Consider the following 19,912-nt stretch of genomic DNA (forward strand, 5'->3'; position numbering starts at 1 on the left):
TTCTTCCTATAAAACAATTGCTCACAGTATATAAAAAAGGGAGCCAATAGGCTCCCTTTTTTCTTATTTGCTCATTAATTCTTACAAATAATTATTCTGCTTCGGCTGGTGCTTCAGTTGCAGCTGGTTTTTCAGCTGCTTCTTTCATACTTAAACGAACACGGCCTTGACGGTCAACCTCAAGTACTTTAACAGTAACTTCTTGGCCTTCTTTCAATACGTCACTTACCGCATTAACACGTTCTTCAGAAATTTGTGAAATGTGAACTAAACCATCTTTACCTGGTAATACATTTACAAATGCACCGAAATCAACAATACGTACAACCTTACCTTGGTAAATAGTACCTACTTCGATTTCAGCCGTTAATGCTTTAATACGGTTAATTGCATCTTCAGCTTGCTCGCTTGAAGTTGCAGCAATTTTAACTGTACCATCATCTTCAATCTCGATAGTTGTACCCGTTTCTTCAGTAAGTTGACGAATAGTTGCGCCACCTTTACCAATAACATCACGGATTTTATCAGTATTGATTTTTAATTTATGAATACGTGGAGCAAATTGTGAAATTTCTTCACGAGCACCATTAATTGCATCGTCCATTACACTTAAGATATGAATACGTGCGCCCTTCGCTTGATTAAGCGCAGTTTGCATAATATCTTGAGTAATACCTTCAATTTTAATGTCCATTTGAAGCGCTGTGATACCGTTTTTAGTACCCGCTACTTTAAAGTCCATGTCGCCTAAATGATCTTCATCACCTAAGATATCAGAAAGAACAACGTGGCTGTCACCTTCTTTAACTAGACCCATAGCAATACCCGCTACAGAATCTTTAATTGGTACGCCAGCATCCATAAGTGCTAATGAAGTACCACAAACAGAAGCCATTGAAGATGAACCATTCGATTCAGTAATTTCAGAAACAACACGTACTGCATACGGGAATTCTTCCATTGTAGGCATTACAGCTAACATACCGCGCTTAGCTAAACGGCCATGACCAATTTCACGACGCTTTGGAGAACCAACAAAACCCGTTTCACCTACTGAGTAAGGAGGGAAGTTGTAATGCAACATGAAGTTGTCAGTTTTCTCACCTAAAATAGTTTCAACACGTTGTGCGTCACGTGCAGTACCTAAAGTAGCTGTTACTAATGCTTGAGTTTCACCACGTGTAAATACAGCAGAACCATGCGTTCTTGGTAATACACCTGTCATAACATCTAGAGCACGGATCATTTCAGGATCACGACCATCAATACGAGGATGACCTTGAGTGATACGACCACGAACAACTGTTTTTTCTAAGTCGTGGAATAAATCTTTAGCTTCTTGAACGTTAAGCTCTGCATCTTCAGCTTCTAACTGTGCAATTACAGCATTTCTGATTTCAGCAACTTTTTCATAACGCACAGCTTTTTCAGTAATTTGGTAAGCTTCATCAACTTGTGCTGTAGCAAGCTCAGCAATTTTAGCTGTTAATGCTTCGTTTTTAACTGGAGCAACCCAGTTCCAAGAAGGCGTATTTACTTCAGCAGCAAATTCTTTAATAGCATTAATAGCCGTTTGTGATTGCTCATGGCCGTACATTACAGCGCCAAGCATTACATCTTCAGATAAAACGTCAGCTTCTGATTCAACCATAAGTACAGCAGCTTCAGTACCAGCAACAACTAAGTCTAATTGACTTGTTTCTAATTCAGACTGTAATGGGTTAAGAATATATTTACCGTCAGTATAACCAACGCGAGCCGCACCAACTGGACCATTAAAAGGAGTACCTGAAATAGCTAACGCTGCAGAAGTACCTAATAATGAGATAATGTCTGGTGCAATTTCAGGGTTAGCTGAAACAACAGTAATAATAACTTGAACTTCGTTAGTAAACCCTTCTGGGAATAAAGGACGAATTGGACGGTCAATTAGACGACAAATTAATGTTTCTTCTTCTGAAGGACGACCTTCACGTTTGAAGAAACCACCAGGGATTTTACCTGCTGCGTATGTTTTTTCTTGGTAGTTAACTGTTAAAGGGAAAAAATCTTGCCCTTCTTTAGCATCTTTTTTAGCAACAACAGACACTAATACACAAGTATCGTCCATGCTTGCCATTACAGCAGCTGTTGCTTGACGAGCGATTGCGCCCGTTTCTAGAGTTACGGTATGTTGACCGTATTGAAATGTTTTTGTAACAGTATTGAACATATGTTCATTCCTTATTTTTTCGGATTATTTCCAATCTGTACAATTATTTATTCACTTACAAAGAAAGCGAACTTTCTTTTTAAATTAAGTTGAACAAAAAATTATACAGTTTGGATAATATAATAATTTTTCAGGAAAATTTGCTGAACCACAAAAATTCGCACGCACATTATACTAACTAACCACACGATTTCCACAAAGAAAGTGTATTACTTACGGTATATTTTTTTATAGTAATTTTTTTGCATTATTCTTTCTTCACTTCAGTTGATATAATTTAATTCTTTTTCAGTAAAAAGTTTAATTATATGACAACAGCTTCATTAGAAAGAATTACGGTCGAACCTAAAGTTAACGCACAATCTTGTGTTATTTGGTTACATGGTTTAGGCGACTCAGGTGCAGGTTTTGCCCCTATTGTTCCAACGCTAAATTTACCTTCAGATCATACTATTCGTTTTATTTTCCCTCATGCTCCAGATAGAGCTGTGACCATTAACCAAGGCTATGTAATGAAAGCTTGGTATGACATTAAATCAATGGATTTACATAACAGAGCAGATATGGAAGGTGTTTTAGAGTCTGAAGCTTCACTTCATGCGCTTATTGATGAACAAATAAATTCAGGTATTCCATCTGAAAAAATTATACTTGCTGGTTTTAGCCAAGGCGGTGTTGTAAGTTTATTTACTGGTTTGCGCTATCATAAGAAATTAGCCGGAATTATGGCACTTTCGTGCTACTTACCTAATGCCGATAAATTGCCTGACGGTCTTCATGAAGCCAATAGTAAAACGAACATACTGCAAAATCATGGCGAACAAGATGAAGTGGTTTTAATGTCTGCAGGTAAGATGGCGAATAAATTATTACTTGAACAAAACTACAATGTGGAGTGGAAATCGTACAATATGCCCCACAGTGTGTTGCCAGAGCAAATACAAGACATAGCTCAATGGATTAAAAAACAATTAAATTAATACTTAATTTAATTTCTATAACACCAGCCATAAACCGCTGGTGTTACTCAAGTATACTCTTTAACCCCTTACCCTTTAACAACGTCGATATAATAGCCTTCAACACCGTTAACGGTTTCTTTAACTAAGCCGTGAACATCGGTTTCAAAGCCCGGTAATTCACTGTTAAAATCTCGAGCAAATTTTAAGTAGCTAATAATAGTTTTGTTAAAACGTTCGCCTGGCACCATTAAAGGAATTCCCGGAGGATAAGGTGTTACTAACATAGCGGTAATACGACCTTCAATGTCATCAATTGAAATACGTTCTATTTCACGATGTGCCATTTTGGCCCAAGCATCTGCCGGTGTCATGGCCGTTTCAATGTTTGATAAATACATATTATTCGTAATTTTAGCTACGTCGTATTTTTTATACATTGCGTGAATTTTATTACATAAATCTTTTAACCCAATACGTTCGTATCTCGGATGTTTTTTCACAAATTCAGGCAATACTCGCCATAACGGTAAGTTTTGATCGTAATCATCTTTAAATTGTTGTAATTCAGTCACCATAGAGTTCCAGCGACCTTTAGTAATTCCGATCGTAAACATAATAAAGAAAGAGTACAGGCCAGTTTTTTCAATAATAATACCGTGCTCTGATAAGTATTTACTTACAATAGCGGCTGGAATGCCGCACTCATCAAAGTCACCTTTTACGTTTAAGCCGGGAGTGATAATGGTGGCTTTAATCGGATCAAGCATATTAAAGCCGCTTTCTATTTCACCAAAATCATGCCAGCTGTCGCCTTCATGGATCATCCAATCATCTTGTTCGCCAATACCTTCATCAGCAATAGTGTCTGGTCCCCAAACTTTAAACCACCAATCGTCATCACCATAATCTTTATCGACTTTACGCATTGCGCGTCTAAAATCCATGGCTTCAAGTAACGATTCTTCCACTAAAGCATGTCCGCCCGGTGCTTCCATCATGGCCGCTGCAACATCACACGAAGCAATAATGGAGTACTGCGGGCTTGTTGAAGAATGCATTAGGTAAGATTCATTAAATCGATGAGTATCAAGCTTACGGTTATTGGCGTTTTGTACCAAAATTTGTGACGCTTGCGATAATCCCGCTAGCAACTTATGGGTGGATTGTGTAGAAAAAACTAATGTATCCTCTGAACGTGGGCGATCTGTGCCTATGGCATGCATATTCTTATAAAAGTCATGGAATGTCGCGTGTGGTAACCATGCTTCATCAAAGTGTAATGTGTCGATTGTTGAACCTAAAATGTCTTTAATTTGCTCTACGTTATAAACAATACCGTCGTAAGTACTTTGCGTGATCGTTAAAATACGCGGCTTTTTATTTTTTGCATTACGTGCAAAAGGATTAGCAGCAATTTTTTTCTGGATAGACTCAGGGCTAAATTCAGATTTAGGAATAGGTCCAATAATGCCGTAATGATTACGCGTAGGCATTAAAAAGATAGGAATAGCCCCTGTCATAATAATTGAATGTAAAATCGATTTATGGCAGTTACGATCAACCACCACAATATCACCCGGCGCAACGGTTGAATGCCAAACAATTTTATTTGATGTTGATGTGCCATTCGTCACAAAAAACAAATGGTCTGAATTAAAAATGCGTGCAGCGTTTTGCTCACTGGCGGCAACAGGCCCTGTGTGATCTAATAATTGGCCTAATTCATCAACCGAATTACATACATCCGCGCGCAGCATGTTTTCACCAAAAAATTGATGAAACATTTGCCCAACCGGACTTTTTAAGAAAGCTACGCCCCCCGAATGCCCTGGGCAATGCCATGAATAAGAACTGTCGCTCGCATAATCCATTAGCGCGCTAAAAAATGGCGGCGCTAAAGAATCTAAATATTTTTTAGCTTCACGAATAATATGACGCGCCACAAATTCAGGCGTATCTTCAAACATATGTATAAAACCGTGTAATTCACGCAATACATCGTTTGGTATGTGTTGAGATGTTCTCGTTTCACCATACAAGAAAATAGGAATATCAGCATTTCGTTTACGCACCGCAGTTATAAATGCACGAATTGAAGCTATTGCCTCATCTACAGCAGCTTCAGAACCATCACCAAATTCTTCGTCATCAATTGACAAAATAAAACTTGATGCACGACTCGCTTGTTGAGCAAAAGCGGTTAAGTCAACATAACTTGTAAAACCAACAACTTCCATTCCTTCGTTGGTTATTGATTCAGCTAAATCACGAATACTTGAACCTGATATATTTTCAGCTCTGAAGTCTTCATCAATAACAACAATGGGAAAACGAAATTTCATGCATAAATTCCTTAAAATAATATGTAATCTACATTTAAGTTTTGTAGATATAAATTTAGACTACTTTTGTGACAAGTAACTTAGTAATTTTAAGGTTATCCATATCAATAACCTCAAAACGATGTTCAGCATAAATCACATGATCCGTTAATGCTGGCAACCTACGTAATTTATACATAATAAAACCGGCTAAGGTTTCGTAATTTTCAGGTTCAGGAAAACCTTCAATATCAAGTGCTTTAGCAACATCAATAATAGAAGTAGCGCCGTCAATTAACCAAGAGCTACTATCGCGTGAAAGTATCTGCTGCTCATCTTGTGAACCTGAAAAACCATCTACAACCACAGATGTTAATTCTTTTAAGGTAACTATTCCGACGACAAGCGAGTATTCATTTAACACGACTGCAAATGACTCAGCATGATATTTAAAGGCTTCTAATGCTTCTGATAAGCTAAGAGAGTCAGGTAAATACATCACTTTTTTAATGATCATATCTGGTAATATTTCAGCTTCATTTCCCGCTAATACTTGTTTAAGTAAAGCTTTAGATTCAATTAAGCCTACAATAGAATCAAGCCCGTTATCACATACCAAGTAAAAATTATGTGGGTGCTCAACAACTTTTGAACTGAGCGAGGCGGTGGATTCATTAACATCAAAAAACACAATATCGTCTCGTAAAGACATCACAGACATTAAACTTCTGTTTTCAAGTTCAAAAACATTACCGATCATTTGATATTCTTGTGAAGCAATTGAACCACTAGCAGCCCCAGCGTCAACAATAGCAACAATATCTTGTGCTGTTATGTTTTCTACGCGATCGATAGGAATACGACATAAACGCATAATAGAGTCTGAAATTGTGTTGAAAAAAAGTACAAAAGGCTTTAGTAACACCACAAAAAACATCATAGGTTTTACTACGCGCAAAGCCACAGCCTCAGGTAGTGACATACCTATGCGTTTTGGTATTAAGTCAGCAAATAAAATAAATAAACTGGTGACCAATAAAAATGAGCAAGTAAAGCTAATTTGTGGAAGATATTTACCTTGATAAAAGTATGAAATAGACTCTTGAATTAATGGGGTAAAGGCAGCTTCACCAATAATACCGCCTAATATTGCAATAGCATTTAATGCAATTTGAATAACAGCAAAAAAGGCGCCTGATTTGGCTTGTAGTTGAAGGACTAGTTTAGCGTTTTCGTTACCTTCTTCAACCAGTACATTTAGCTTAAGTTGACGAGCTGCTGCTAATGCAATTTCAGCAATAGCAAAAAAAGCACTGGCAACAATAAGAACAAAGATCCAAAAAAAATCATTATTCACTTTATATCTTCCACAAAAAATAAAGAACGATTTAGCTAACACCATAAAACGGTTAGCTAAAAGCAATGTTAAAAATCATTCAAAACTAACGTATAAATAACATGAGCTTTGAAATTTCGCGGATTTAATCACCAATTTTTAATAAACGCAATCTATATTATTTAATATTTGCAACGAGCTTTAATAATTTTAGAAAAGCGTCTACAGACTCCTGCGAGGCTGACTCTTCCATGGTGTGATAACCCGTTGTAGGTATTTGTATTGTTGTACCGTCAACTAAGCCATTAGAGGCCGCAATAATCCGTCCTAGCTCAGTGCTACCTAACGAATGTGGTGTTTCTCCAGCCTTTACTAAAAGCTTATTTTGATTTTCAACATATCTATTTTTATAAGTAAAACTCAAATTATTTTGCACACATAAGTCTTCTATATATTTTGTACTTTCACTATTAAAATTAGCGTTCGCGTCTCTTTCTCTTAATACTAATAGTTGCTGATCAGCTGTCGCAACGGTTGGAAACGGACTAGTATCAACAACAAATAATTTGTTGGTTGAACCTCCAAAGCGCCTGAACCATTCAAGTAGGTAACGCCAACTTTTGCCGGCTTCTTCTTGTGCAGTAAAAAATGCTGTACCTTTAAAGCCATGACTAAATAAATCAACTAAAGCGGCATTGGTAATCACATTATCGAGCTGGCCTGAGTATCTACCGTCTTTAAGAATCAACTTATCTCTAAATGCTATCGGCGTTCCTGCTACAACGCCTTCAAGCCCATCAACTTCAAAAATTAAATTATTACGGTATTCACAAATATACGATTTAGTAATAATACCTTTACCACGATAAACACCTGACCATGGTTCGTATGCATAAACTTCAACGGCATTAAAGCGCTCGGTTATTTTGGTCATTAACTCTTCAGAAACCGAGTTATTTAATAAATCAGTTCTATTACCCGAAACAAATGCTGCATACTGAAATTCATTAGGTCCAGTACAAATAAGGCCATGACGATCACTATGAGCAGAAAACATAGCGCTAAATGGATCACTCCCTTGCGCAACTAATAAACCTTCATACCATGTAACTTTAGCGCCACGCTCTTCAAGTTCACGTTGGAGTATACGAAAAAATGAATGCTCTGCACTCACTACGCTAGGTTTCCTTATTAAGGTTTTTAATAAATCTAGAAAATCATCATCAAACATTTTTATCTACTCAAGTTGTTATAACTGTATCAATATTATTAAAAGACAATCGCTCTTATTCTTGTAAAAACTGTTTATCATTAACAAATTGTAAAGGTAAACAATCGCTGTTTTTATTAATCACTCGCGAGCGATCAACTCTTACACCGCTACCAGAATAAACGCCTGCCACCATAAAAGTTGATACTTGTGTGTAACTACCTTCAACATGAGGTAACGGAAAATATTGCTGATAGATTTTTTCTTGTTCACTAAAGTGCCCGTCTGTTGACTCTACAAACTCTTCATTTTTACTGAATAAAGAAATATTGGCACCACAACGTCCTACAATAGGCTTAGCAACATAGCCCAGCGCTTTTAACTCATCAGATAATTCAAAAGATGAATTAAGTAATAATGGATGATTAGGAAATAAACTCCACAGCACGGGTAAAATAGCTTTATTACTAGGAATAAGTGACCATAAAGGCTCAAATACCATAACATTCTTACGAAATAGTACGTCTGATAACCCTATAGATTTCCCTTTTTGTTGGTCTGGTTCATAAACGTTTTGCTGTTTATCAAGGTTTTCACACTCTTGTCTTATTTGATCTAATGCGGTTTCCCAAGCCCATGTTTTCCATACCCATGAAACTTGCTCGCCATCTTCATCAATAATGTTGTCGTTTTCATCCCATTCGAGACCATTCAAACCAATAATAACTTTACTATTTAAACCCGCAGCACGAATAGCGTCTTGCATAAATAAGGCGTGATATTCTTCTTCAGGGTCGTCATCTCTTAAAATATGAACAACACCTTTAACATGACTTTTTTTCCATGCTTTAACTAAGTCTTTAAATAAGTCTTTTCCGCCATTTTCGTCGTCGTTAAGTTTATGGTGATTAAACCATTTACCTTGCACTTTACCTGTTTCCATATAACAAGAAGCTGAATCACAGTTGTATTCGTATACCTTTAGCCCGTCTTCAGTTAAGGCAAAATCGAAACGACTTGTTATTACTTCATTTAGCCGGTTATCCCAAGACTGACGTATTTTAGGCAAAATCGCATTGGGTAAATTAAACTGGCTTAGCAATTCATCATTCGATAATACATACTCGGTTGCATGCATAAATAAACCATGTAATTCATTACTCGCATTCTCTAAAGCATGCTGCGTAGTTTTAGATAAAATAAGATATCTGTTTTGCTCTTCTACTACATCAGACAGGAAATGCCCCCCCATTGCTTTGACAAACGCCGCCTCATCATTATTAGCAATATTTAGCCAAGATCTTTTTTTAGATTCAGCAATATGAATACGCCTACTTTTTAGTGTGTTTAATTCAACATTTACATCTATTGTTGGTTCAGCAAAGGTTTCATCTTCAGTTTGTATCATCCATCCTAAAATTTCAGCATCGCCATATGAACAGGTTATCCAATATTCACCATCCTCGTTAATAACTGCTTTAAGTTCGCGGGCGTAATTATCTCCCTCAGACCAAAGAGCATGTCCTACATTTTGTTCAGCAATACGAATATATTCAGAAGTAACTTCTGTAACAATAGCGACGTGGCCAGTGTCTTCAAACTCACCACCCTCTTTCCAAATCAATAAACAACCAATACTTGGGTGTCTCTGACTACCGTTAGCAAAAGCATTTAACGGTAATTCAACATTAGCGGTTACGTCGCGAACACTACGTAGTTCAAAAATATCATAAGCCATGGCAACATCATTAAAGATCAAACCTTGATTAATATACATCCAGCGTCGTGCAAACTCGACACATTGCCACTTATACCCCATATAAACACCGTTATAATAACTACGGTAAGCACTGCGCTTGGGGTAATCAATATCTGATGCGGTTTTATAATCAGAAGAATAAACAGGCACATCGCCTAAGGCATGTCCTAATAAAGTACCAAACGCTTCAACCTTTTTATCAAAAAGCTTGTTGGAATATGTCATGAAAAGTAATCACTATGGTGTGTGTAATATAAATTTTTAAGTTGATAAACCTAAAAACAGTATTTCTATACTCATTTTATTAAAAGAATATTAATAAAGACTCTGTTTTATTGAGTATGTAGATTTAATAAGCGTTTTAATGCAGTTTGATAAAAAACACAATATTTATTTACATAAAACTGATAATAATTAAATAAGATATTTTTTGATGATTATTTAAAGAAAAAAACGCCTTTAAGTGAGGTGGCTTAAAGGCGCTTTATTATCTTACGAAAGGGTTAACACTATTGAAAAAGCTAGCCATGACTTGGATTATTTAATTTTCGTCTTTTAGAAACCGCCATAGGTGTAATCGTTTCTTCTAATGTTTTCTCCCATCCTAATAAAAAGTAAACCTCAGCCATTAAAAATAAAGGCGCGATAAGAAACTGACCTAAATCGTCAATAAATGCAGGTTTAGCTTTTTCATAATAATGCCCAACAAACTGAAATACCCAACCAATAAAAAACACCACTAAAGCTATATATAAGGCGTGTTCATGATCAGCCACAAAACTCACTAAATACAAGTTTATTGCACTATAAAACACCATAGCTATGGCCAATTTAACATGCAAAATAAAATAATAGATAAGTGAAACAGCGAAAAAAACATAAGCAGGCGTGTATGTAAAACTGATATCAGCAACGTTTAGCTGATAAACGTTTAAGCTCAACAATAAGGTTACTGCCCATATAATTAAAGGCACACCAATAAAATGGGTTTTAATATTCATTTTATTAAAATGTACGCTTTTGTACTGAGATAATTGCTCTTCAATATTTTTCATATAGTGTTCTTACTTAGCCGTTAATCCATTTTTATCATGGCAATAAATAAAGCTAAAGTAAATAAATCAGGTTCAGAGAAGTCGTTATCTAATAAAAGAGTTTTCTCGTTTAAATTAACTTGGTATAAAATTCAGGTATAAAAAAATGCCAATCAGTTAACCTGATTGGCATTAAATTTTATGTAACGCTTATTTAAATAGTGTTGTTAAACAATATTATAATTTATCAGCGTTATCAGATAAGTATGCAGCAACACCGTCTGGAGAAGCAGTCATACCTTTATCACCTTTGTTCCAACCTGCAGGACAAACTTCACCGTGGTCTTGGTGGAATTGTAATGCATCAACCATACGTAACATTTCGTCTACGTTACGGCCTAATGGTAAATCGTTAACTACTTGATGACGTACGTTACCTTCTTCATCAATTAAGAAAGAACCACGGAAAGCTACGCCTGCATCTGGATGCTCAACATCATATGCTTGACAGATAGTGTGCTTAGTATCAGCAACTAATGTGTATTGTACTGGACCAATACCACCTTCGTTTACTGGCGTGTTTCTCCATGCATTGTGAGAGAATTGTGAATCGATAGAAACACCAATAACTTCAACACCACGGCTTTTGAATTCTTCAATACGGTGATCAAAAGCTAACAATTCTGAAGGACAAACAAATGTGAAATCTAAAGGATAGAAAAATACTACAGCTTTTTTACCTTTAATTGCTTCAGATAAAGTAAAGCTATCTACAATTTCACCAGTACCTAATACTGCTGCTGCTGTAAAATCCGGTGCTGGACGACCAACTAATACACTCATTTTATTCTCCTAATATATAAGTTTAAAAAACCTTAAAGGCTAAATTATTTAATTAACACTAATCATTATTGTGACTAACATTTATATTTCAATACTCTTTGAAAAAGAAATTACGCTTCTTTTTCAGAATTATTTTTTGCTGCTGATGCTTTAACCAAAGTTTGTAATTCACCTTGTTGAAACATTTCAATAATAATGTCACATCCGCCCACAAGCTCACCATCAACCCATAATTGTGGAAATGTAGGCCAGTCAGCATACTTAGGTAATTCAGCTCTAATTTCTGGGTCTTGTAAAATATCTACATAAGCAAATTTTTCTTCACATGAAATAAGTGCTTGAGACGCTTGAGAAGAAAAGCCACAACTAGGAAGCTTAGGTGAACCTTTCATATAAAGTAAGATTGAATTCTCTGAAATTTGCTGTTTAATACGTTCGATCGTATCCATGGTAACCTCTATATTTAATTAACTGCATTATACTATATACCCAAAGCACCTAAGACGTGCTGAATCATGAATATTAAAAGTGACTTGGGTATAACATGGTGACAAAGTACATATATACAATGCCATTCGTTCTTACAAACAAAATAGTTATATATTAAAACTTACTAACCTTGATAAAATCGATGTTAATCCCTATATATTGGGTTAAACTAAGTAAGCTTTGTAAATACCCGAGTAGTTTACTAGGTTTATAATAAAAACAAACTAATTCTTTAATATATTCTATAAGAATATAAATTTTTAATTACTTTTCAGGAGATAAAAATGGCTATTGAATTACCAGCATTACCCTATGCTATGGATGCGTTAGCACCACACATTTCAAAAGAAACTTTAGAGTTTCATTACGGTAAGCATCACAACACTTACGTTGTTAAACTTAACGGTTTAATTGAAGGTACTGACTTTGAAGGCAAATCTCTTGAAGATATTGTTAAAACATCTTCAGCAGGCGTATTTAACAATGCAGCACAAATTTGGAACCACACTTTTTACTGGAACAGCTTAAGCCCTAACGGCGGCGGCGAACCTACTGGTGCTTTAGCTGATGCTATTACAGCTAGCTTTGGTTCTTTTGCTGAATTTAAAGCAAAATTCACAGACAGTGCAATTAACAACTTTGGTTCAAGCTGGACTTGGTTAGTTAAAAACGCTGATGGTTCTTTAGCAATCGTTAATACATCTAACGCTGCTACACCATTAACTGACGAAGGTGTTACACCTATCATCACTGTAGATTTATGGGAACATGCATACTACATTGATTACCGTAACTTACGTCCTAGCTACATGGATGCTTTTTGGGCATTAGCTAACTGGGAATTTGCTTCAGCTAACTTTGCTTAATCTCTAAGTTTCTGAAACAAAAAATAGAAAGGCCTTTGATTTAATCAAAGGCCTTTTTTTTATGGAGTCGCATCAACATTAATGCGTTTGGTATAAAACCTCTCGCAGTTAAGGGAAATAAGCCTTACTTGCTGGCTAATTCTAGTTCTATTTCCTCAATCGTTTTATTCTTAGTTTCAGGGATAACTTTATATGAAAATAGTAAACCAATAACGCAGCATATTAAATATAAACCAAACGTTGAAACAGCTCCCATGTTAGCTAACTGCCACGGGAAAAATAACGGCACAACAATCCCACCAAAAACACTCGCTACAAAGCCACATAATGGAATCGCTACTGCACGTACTTTAGTCGTAAATACTTCTGATAAAAGTATCCAAACAACAGGCCCTAACGAAAAATTATAAGCGCATTGAAAACTAATAATACCAATAAGTACCATCAAACCATTAATAGAAGTAGCCGCAGTCATTATACTACCTTCTAAATTTACAAAACTCTCACGACCAATCACGTTTTCTACAGCCTGCTTAAATTCAAAGTCAGACGCAAATTCAACATTTAATAGTGGCTGTAATAATGACATATCAACAGAATCTTTTAATGCTACAACTGATTCAGCCGTCAGCATATAAGTAGCATTAAAGAAGCCTAAAGTAACAAGACCTAAACTTAAAATAGCCCAAGTTAAACCGCCAAGTAAAATAGGTCTACGTCCTAGTTTGTCAATAAAAACTAAAGCTAGAACAGTAAACAATAAACCTATACCACCTACCATAACGGTTTGGCCAAAAGCTGAACTTTCGCTACCACCCAGTTGCGAGAATATGGTTGGCATATAAGCTAAAACTGCATTCATACCGGTCATAGGTTGAATAATAGTAACAACAATGCCAATGATTAATGCTGTACGCATTGTAGGAGTACAAAGCAACTTAAACTGTTGAACTAAAGACAATGCATGGTGATTGGTGTCATTCAAGCTATGCACAATCTCATGCATTTGTTTATCTAACGCTTCAGGCTCAGTAATTTTAGTTAACGCTTGTTTAGCTTTGTTTTCTTTACCATTTAATGCCAACCAACGAGGGCTTTCAGGTACTATAAATAACGCTAAAAACCATAACAGAGCAGGAACAATTTCAGCACCTAACATCCAGCGCCAAGCATTATCAGCATGTAACCCTATGTTTACGGCCCAATCGGCATTTTGTTCTGTTGCATTTATAATGTAGTAATTAAAAAGTTGCGCAACAAAAATACCAATAACAATATTAAGTTGATTTAAACCAACCAATTTACCACGTGATTTAGGTGGAGCTATTTCACCTATATACATAGAGGCTAAAGATAAAGAAGCAAAAGCTAAACCACCAAGAAATCGCGACCAAAATAAAAACTCAGCACTTGGTGCATAAGCCGAACCTATAGCAGATAAAGTGTAAAGTGCAGCTATTGCTAAAGCGGTATTTTTCCGACCAAATTTATCAGAAAAATAACTTGTGCAAATAAGCCCAACTAAAGCGCCCCAACCAGGACCTGAAACAATATACCCCACCTCTAGCGCACTTAAACCAAATTCTAATGTTATTGCCTTAATCGTTCCTGAAATCAAAATGATATCTAAACCAAAAACAAAACCACCAAAGGCTATGATTAACGAATATAAAAAAGCATTTTTTGTAGGTGTAAGCATGTAAACAACCTATTTTTGAATATTATTAAAATAAACCACCTAAGATTATTAACCTTAGGTGGTTTGCAAATGTTTAGCTGCCTGTGTTTTGGAATGTTCCGGCATCTAATATTTGTTTACGTGTTGTATATTTACAAATAAAGTTCCAGTTCCAACTATTATCGTATTTATGGCAAAGTCCCCAAGCGATACCTGGTTTTTCAAGCTCTTCAGTGCCACTACGATATAAACCAATAGCTTCAGGAGCGCCTTTAATGTGTGCTTTAATTTCAAAGTTAATACCGTCAGGGGCAAACTGCACCGTATTTTTCTCTGGTCCGTCGGTTGTTAATAATGAAGCAATACCTCCAAGGTAGTTCCATACAACAACTTCATGGCCGCTATTTGATATAGGATTATATTCCGACTTAATATATGGCCCTTCAATATTATCTGCGATAGCAACACCGTGCTTAATTTCTCTACCACCGAAGTTCATGCCCTCTCCCATAGTTTCACCTTTGTAATACAGATAAAACTTCTCATTAAAAAACAGTAAACAAGGATCATGCACTTTGTGGCTATCAAAACTGCCTTTAGATTTAACATTAAATCGGCTATCTTCATCACCATCCCATTCACCATCCATAGAGGGACTTAAAATCGGTTGCGTAGACTTTTTCCAAGGACCAAACGGACTATCAGCAATTGCTAATGCAACCTGTTCTATCTGACGATTTACATAAGGAAACTGTACAGTTTGATACACTAAGTAAAACTTATTATCGTGCATTAATACTTCAGGCGTAAAAACAGCTCTATCATCAAAAGAACCAGCTTCGCCACGCTCAATAGCTACTCCTTCCTCTTTCCATGTTTCAGTATCTTTTGATGTTGCATGCCATACTTCAGTTAAATCCCATGGAAAAACTTTATCTTCTTTATTTGAAGAGCCAAAACCAACCGTTTCTCCTTGTCCTTTCGTATACCAACAATGATATAAATCGCCTACTTTAATGACCGAAGTAGGATCACGTCTAATAACGCCTTCTTCAAAAGCAAAATCACCTTTCAACGGTTTTACATCAAATTCAGTCATCCAATCAGAATTTTTCTGATCATAACCACGTTCGATTGCACGCTTACTTGCTAAGCTGAGTTTTTTTTCTTGCATACGATTAAGCCTTCAGTTTATTTTTCTTTGTTTTTTAAATGAATAATATTGTTTTAATTACAAAATTTTTTGTAGATACCTTAAAAAAGCTCATTACTTTTATCGTAACGATAAACATCACCAGCACAATAATTTAATGAAATCATCATAATGCTTAATAAGCACTATAATATTTATTTATAACTTTTATATTCCATTAGCTTTGGGTCTATTGATTATACTACCTCAAAAAACAAATATTGTTAACAATTTTCATTTTACAAATATATAGGTATACTCAGCTTAATGTAAAAAGATGACAATATAAGGCAAAAAAATGAAACGTAATATTCTTTATTCTGTTATTGCTGCGTCTTTGATTTCTGCAGTTGGTTGCCAACAAACAGAAAATCAATCAAACACAGCGGTAAAACAAGCACAAACTCCTCGTTCAGAATTAATGACTTTGCTCAACTTTAATAGCGACATAGACAATAAGTTTATAGAAACCTATAACACGCAAACTCAAGTTGTAGGCGATAATGAGCTTAAAGTTAATTTTGAATCAAAAGAAAACAGCTACGCTTCTGTAAGTTTTACACCATCAACTCCTTGGGATTGGAGTCATTTTAAAGATTTTAATCTTGCATTTGATATAGCCAACCCAGGTGATCATTCTGTACAAGTATACTTAGACATCACGGACATTGATGGCGCTAACTACACAAGAACCGTAAATGTTGCAAGAGGTAAAGCTAACACTTATTACGCAAAAATGGCGGGACATGATTTAGGCACACCAGAAGGTGATGAAGATGTAGAATTAAATTTTAATTCTGGCCTGAGATCAAACCCTGATACATGGGAATCAGACGAGTTTCAATTTGTTTCTATGTGGGGTAAAAAAAATCTTAACCTTTCAGGCATAAAAAAAATAAACTTCAGTGTACAAAGTGCTTTGTACGACAAAGTCATTACGATTAAAAACATTAGATTAAGAAAGAATCCTGAATTTAACGAACAATATTTAACACATATAGTTGATAAGTTTGGCCAAAATGCAAAACAACAATTTCCTTTTAAAATAACATCGGAAGCCGATCTAATTAAAGAAAGAGATACTGAAAGTAAGTTATTAAATGGCAAATTAATGGCTGGCTATTCAAAATTTGGTGGTTGGTTAAATGGCCCTAAATTAAAAGCCACAGGATTTTTTAGAACCGAAAAAGTTAATGGTAAATGGTCGTTAGTAGACCCTGAAGGTTATTTATATTTTGCTACCGGTATAGACATTATTCGTTTATCAAACTCTACAACGATGACAGGCTACGACTTTGATCAAAAGGTATTAGCTAAAAAAGATCCAAACGATGTAACTCCTGAAGATTCTCAAGGCTTAAATAGAGTAAGCGATAATGCAATACCAACAAGATTTGTTGCATCTGAAATAAGAAAAAACTTATTTGAATGGCTACCTAGCTACGATGAGCCTTTAGGCAAACACTACGGCTACAGAAAAAGTGCACACTCGGGCCCACTTAAGCATGGAGAAACTTATAGTTTTTACTCAGCCAATTTAGAGCGTAAATATGGTCAGAACAATGCTAACTATTTAGATAAATGGCAAGAAGTTACGGTTAACAGAATGAAAAGCTGGGGATTTACTTCATTAGGTAATTGGACAGATCCAAGTTACTACGACAATAACCAAGTGCCTTATTTTGCTAATGGTTGGATTATAGGTGATTTTAAAACAGTATCGAGTGGTAATGATTTTTGGGCTCCTTTACCCGATGTTTTCGATCCTGTATTTAAAGAGCGAGCATTAGTTACCGCTAAAACTATATCAGAGCAGATTAAAGCAAATCCTTGGTGCGTAGGTATATTTATTGATAATGAAAAAAGCTTTGGTCGTAGTGAATCTAAAGAATCTTTATACGGCATCGTTATTAACACCCTAACTCGCGATGGAGCAACCGTACCAACTAAAGCTGAATTTACACGACTAATGAAAAATAAGTACAAAAATATTCAGCAATTAAATAGCGCATGGAATAAAAACATCGCGTCTTGGGAGCAATTCAACAAAGGCATAGATTCAACCTTTAAAACAGAAAAACAAGTTGAAGATTACTCTCTACTATTGAGTGCTTATGCCGATAAATACTTTAGTGTAGTTGACTCAGCATTAGATACTTATGTGCCAAATCATATGTACTTAGGTGCTAGATTTCCTGATTGGGGTAAACCAATGGAAGTCGTAAAAGCATCAGCTAAGTACGTAGATGTAGTAAGTTACAACATCTATAAAGAAGGAATTCATCCTAAATCTTGGAAGTTTTTAGAAGAAATAGACATGCCAAGTATTATAGGTGAATTTCATATTGGCGCACGTGATACAGGTTTATATCATCCTGGGTTAATACAAGCTTCAAACCAAGAAGACAGAGCAAAAATGTATAAAGATTACATGAACTCTGTCATTAATAACCCTTACTTTATTGGCGCTCATTGGTTTCAGTACATTGACTCACCGATCACTGGTAGGGCTTATGATGGTGAAAACTATAATGTAGGTTTTATTTCAGTAACTGATTCACCTTATCCGCCTATGATTAAAGCGGCAAAAGAGCTTCATTCACAAATGTACCAACAACGATTTAGTAAATAACCATAACTCGGTTTAAGAGATGTTTAATAAATTGAAATATAACCAAAAATAGTTTCATTGAGCCTCTAGCTTGATAGTTTCTCTCAATTCAAGGCAAATTTCGCGTCAATAGCTGGTCTATTGCAAGTAAATTTAACGCAGAAATTAGGAAAATAACTGCTAGGGGATCATTTGTTAAGCCGAGTTCGGTTAAATAGTCCTCTATTAAATACAGATATTTTGTTAACAAAATATCTGTATTTTTTTAAAAATAAATTAAAATTTTCAACTTATTTCCTTAATCTACTGTTTTAAAAGAAAAACACCTGTTTTTTGTAAACAATAAAACATAAAGCAATTGTAAAAAAAATCATTTTTACATAAGATATCACCTATAAATAATCATTAGGGCAAAGATATGGTTGCGAAAAGACCAACAAAAATTTTATCCGTGAAAGATCAAATTGCAGAGCAGCTTCGCTCAGATATAATTTCAGGAGAACTAGCTCCTAATACTAAATTGAACGAAAAAGAATTAGCTGAACGTTTTGGTTTATCGCGAGGCCCTATTCGTGACGTTATATTGCAGTTAACCAAAGAAGGTTTACTTATATCTAAAAACAACTGCGGCGCTTCTGTTAACAGTTTATTAGATCCTAAATTACAAAAACTCATGATCAGTTTACGACGAAACATTGAGTTATTTGCTATTGACCAACTAAAAGATTCTCTTACCGAAGATGATTTTCAAGATCTTGAAAATATTTTAACTGAGTTACAAGCAGCCTTTGACAATGAAGACTATACCGAAGTAACAAAAGTAGATATTTCTTTTCATAACTACCTTATATACAAAGCAGGTGGCGACGAACTGGTTAATATTTGGTATCCCTATGTTATGAGAATGCGATTAAATTACAAACGTTTAACAACAAGCTCTGCATGTGTTGATGAACATAGACTTATTCTAGATGCATTAAAAAGTGGCGATATTAATAAAGCAGCTAAAGCCGTTAAAGCTAACATCAAATAACCTACCAATTAGACCATACGGTTGACATAAGTGAACCGCTTAACCTATTCAATTAAAAGCGTTTTAGCTACCACACATAAATAAAACGCTTTTAAATTATACTCATTAAAATCTGTTGATCTTTCATATTCAAATTTTATTCGAATTATATGCTTTTTGATCGCAATGTAAGGAGTCTTGCGTCATTATTCTATGTACCCCCTTGCAACAACCAGCAGACATCAACAGCCCTAATATACAACCTCTCTTGTTGCGCTCTGAATATTGTCAACAATTTAAATTAGACAATAACAAGTAACTTGATACAATAATGTCAGCTTCATGATTAAATGGGTAAACACATACTCCTTTTATCATAGATTAATT

14 protein-coding genes are annotated in these 19,912 nt (G+C 35.4%); 4 read left to right on the top strand and 10 right to left on the bottom strand.

Features of this window, described 5'->3' with window-relative positions:
- Positions 1 to 91 precede the first annotated feature (91 nt).
- The gene (gene pnp / locus B0X80_RS03340; protein ID WP_077338409.1) at positions 92 to 2,212 is read right to left on the bottom strand and encodes a polyribonucleotide nucleotidyltransferase; all 2,121 of its coding nucleotides are present in this window, start codon (positions 2,210 to 2,212) and stop codon (positions 92 to 94) included.
- A gap of 308 nt (positions 2,213 to 2,520) precedes the next feature.
- On the opposite strand from pnp, the gene B0X80_RS03345 reads away from it, so the two are divergent.
- Positions 2,521 to 3,192 (top strand): alpha/beta hydrolase, encoded by a 672-nt coding sequence (locus tag B0X80_RS03345; RefSeq protein ID WP_077338410.1) that lies wholly within the window; start codon positions 2,521 to 2,523, stop codon positions 3,190 to 3,192.
- Positions 3,193 to 3,260: 68 nt separating this feature from the next.
- On the opposite strand, the gene B0X80_RS03350 is transcribed toward B0X80_RS03345, so the two are convergent.
- The 7 genes from B0X80_RS03350 to B0X80_RS03380 form a co-directional block, all read right to left on the bottom strand.
- A complete protein-coding gene (locus B0X80_RS03350) occupies positions 3,261 to 5,516 on the bottom strand; it encodes an arginine/lysine/ornithine decarboxylase (protein ID WP_077338411.1) in 2,256 nt (751 codons plus the stop codon).
- A gap of 55 nt (positions 5,517 to 5,571) precedes the next feature.
- A complete protein-coding gene (paeA, locus tag B0X80_RS03355) occupies positions 5,572 to 6,852 on the bottom strand; it encodes a polyamine export protein PaeA (protein WP_245825381.1) in 1,281 nt (426 codons plus the stop codon).
- Between the two features lie 157 nt (positions 6,853 to 7,009).
- The gene (locus tag B0X80_RS03360; RefSeq protein WP_077338413.1) at positions 7,010 to 8,062 is read right to left on the bottom strand and encodes a peptidase M42; all 1,053 of its coding nucleotides are present in this window, start codon (positions 8,060 to 8,062) and stop codon (positions 7,010 to 7,012) included.
- A gap of 55 nt (positions 8,063 to 8,117) precedes the next feature.
- Positions 8,118 to 10,025: a bifunctional glutathionylspermidine amidase/synthase gene (gene gss / locus B0X80_RS03365; protein ID WP_077338414.1), complete on the bottom strand. Its 1,908-nt coding sequence runs from the start codon at positions 10,023 to 10,025 to the stop codon at positions 8,118 to 8,120.
- A gap of 296 nt (positions 10,026 to 10,321) precedes the next feature.
- On the bottom strand, positions 10,322 to 10,855 hold the full coding sequence (locus tag B0X80_RS03370; protein WP_077338415.1) for an Mpo1 family 2-hydroxy fatty acid dioxygenase: 534 nt from the start codon (positions 10,853 to 10,855) through the stop codon (positions 10,322 to 10,324).
- A 216-nt stretch (positions 10,856 to 11,071) separates the two neighbouring features.
- On the bottom strand, positions 11,072 to 11,677 hold the full coding sequence (locus B0X80_RS03375) for a peroxiredoxin (protein ID WP_076419170.1): 606 nt from the start codon (positions 11,675 to 11,677) through the stop codon (positions 11,072 to 11,074).
- Positions 11,678 to 11,787: 110 nt separating this feature from the next.
- The gene (locus B0X80_RS03380) at positions 11,788 to 12,126 is read right to left on the bottom strand and encodes a Grx4 family monothiol glutaredoxin (protein ID WP_076419171.1); all 339 of its coding nucleotides are present in this window, start codon (positions 12,124 to 12,126) and stop codon (positions 11,788 to 11,790) included.
- Between the two features lie 324 nt (positions 12,127 to 12,450).
- Here B0X80_RS03380 and sodB point away from each other — a divergent pair, with 324 nt between their 5' ends.
- Positions 12,451 to 13,032 (top strand): superoxide dismutase [Fe], encoded by a 582-nt coding sequence (sodB, locus tag B0X80_RS03385; RefSeq protein ID WP_077338416.1) that lies wholly within the window; start codon positions 12,451 to 12,453, stop codon positions 13,030 to 13,032.
- Between the two features lie 124 nt (positions 13,033 to 13,156).
- Here the strand turns inward: sodB and B0X80_RS03390 are convergent, their stop codons facing one another.
- Positions 13,157 to 14,731, bottom strand: a complete 1,575-nt coding sequence (locus B0X80_RS03390; RefSeq protein WP_077338417.1) for an MFS transporter — start codon at positions 14,729 to 14,731, stop codon at positions 13,157 to 13,159.
- A gap of 73 nt (positions 14,732 to 14,804) precedes the next feature.
- Positions 14,805 to 15,884, bottom strand: coding sequence for a glycoside hydrolase family 117 protein (locus B0X80_RS03395; protein WP_076419174.1), 1,080 nt, complete (start codon positions 15,882 to 15,884; stop codon positions 14,805 to 14,807).
- 316 nt (positions 15,885 to 16,200) lie between these two features.
- Between B0X80_RS03395 and B0X80_RS03400 the strand changes: the two genes are divergently transcribed.
- Complete coding sequence (locus B0X80_RS03400; protein ID WP_077338418.1) at positions 16,201 to 18,534, top strand: beta-galactosidase; 2,334 nt, start codon at positions 16,201 to 16,203, stop codon at positions 18,532 to 18,534.
- Positions 18,535 to 18,931: 397 nt separating this feature from the next.
- Positions 18,932 to 19,546, top strand: coding sequence for a GntR family transcriptional regulator (locus B0X80_RS03405; protein WP_077338419.1), 615 nt, complete (start codon positions 18,932 to 18,934; stop codon positions 19,544 to 19,546).
- Positions 19,547 to 19,912 lie beyond the last annotated feature (366 nt).

It is taken from the genome of Pseudocolwellia agarivorans (assembly GCF_002000085.1).
In the GTDB taxonomy this organism is placed as follows: Bacteria; Pseudomonadota; Gammaproteobacteria; order Enterobacterales; family Alteromonadaceae; genus Pseudocolwellia; species Pseudocolwellia agarivorans.

Coding starts and splice junctions, on each gene's coding strand:
- pnp (WP_077338409.1), bottom strand. CDS start 2,212: ATGTTCAATACTGTTACAAAAACATTTCAATACGGTCAACATACCGTA.
- B0X80_RS03345 (WP_077338410.1), top strand. CDS start 2,521: ATGACAACAGCTTCATTAGAAAGAATTACGGTCGAACCTAAAGTTAAC.
- B0X80_RS03350 (WP_077338411.1), bottom strand. CDS start 5,516: ATGAAATTTCGTTTTCCCATTGTTGTTATTGATGAAGACTTCAGAGCT.
- B0X80_RS03360 (WP_077338413.1), bottom strand. CDS start 8,062: ATGTTTGATGATGATTTTCTAGATTTATTAAAAACCTTAATAAGGAAA.
- gss (WP_077338414.1), bottom strand. CDS start 10,025: ATGACATATTCCAACAAGCTTTTTGATAAAAAGGTTGAAGCGTTTGGT.
- B0X80_RS03370 (WP_077338415.1), bottom strand. CDS start 10,855: ATGAAAAATATTGAAGAGCAATTATCTCAGTACAAAAGCGTACATTTT.
- B0X80_RS03375 (WP_076419170.1), bottom strand. CDS start 11,677: ATGAGTGTATTAGTTGGTCGTCCAGCACCGGATTTTACAGCAGCAGCA.
- B0X80_RS03380 (WP_076419171.1), bottom strand. CDS start 12,126: ATGGATACGATCGAACGTATTAAACAGCAAATTTCAGAGAATTCAATC.
- sodB (WP_077338416.1), top strand. CDS start 12,451: ATGGCTATTGAATTACCAGCATTACCCTATGCTATGGATGCGTTAGCA.
- B0X80_RS03390 (WP_077338417.1), bottom strand. CDS start 14,731: ATGCTTACACCTACAAAAAATGCTTTTTTATATTCGTTAATCATAGCC.
- B0X80_RS03395 (WP_076419174.1), bottom strand. CDS start 15,884: ATGCAAGAAAAAAAACTCAGCTTAGCAAGTAAGCGTGCAATCGAACGT.
- B0X80_RS03400 (WP_077338418.1), top strand. CDS start 16,201: ATGAAACGTAATATTCTTTATTCTGTTATTGCTGCGTCTTTGATTTCT.
- B0X80_RS03405 (WP_077338419.1), top strand. CDS start 18,932: ATGGTTGCGAAAAGACCAACAAAAATTTTATCCGTGAAAGATCAAATT.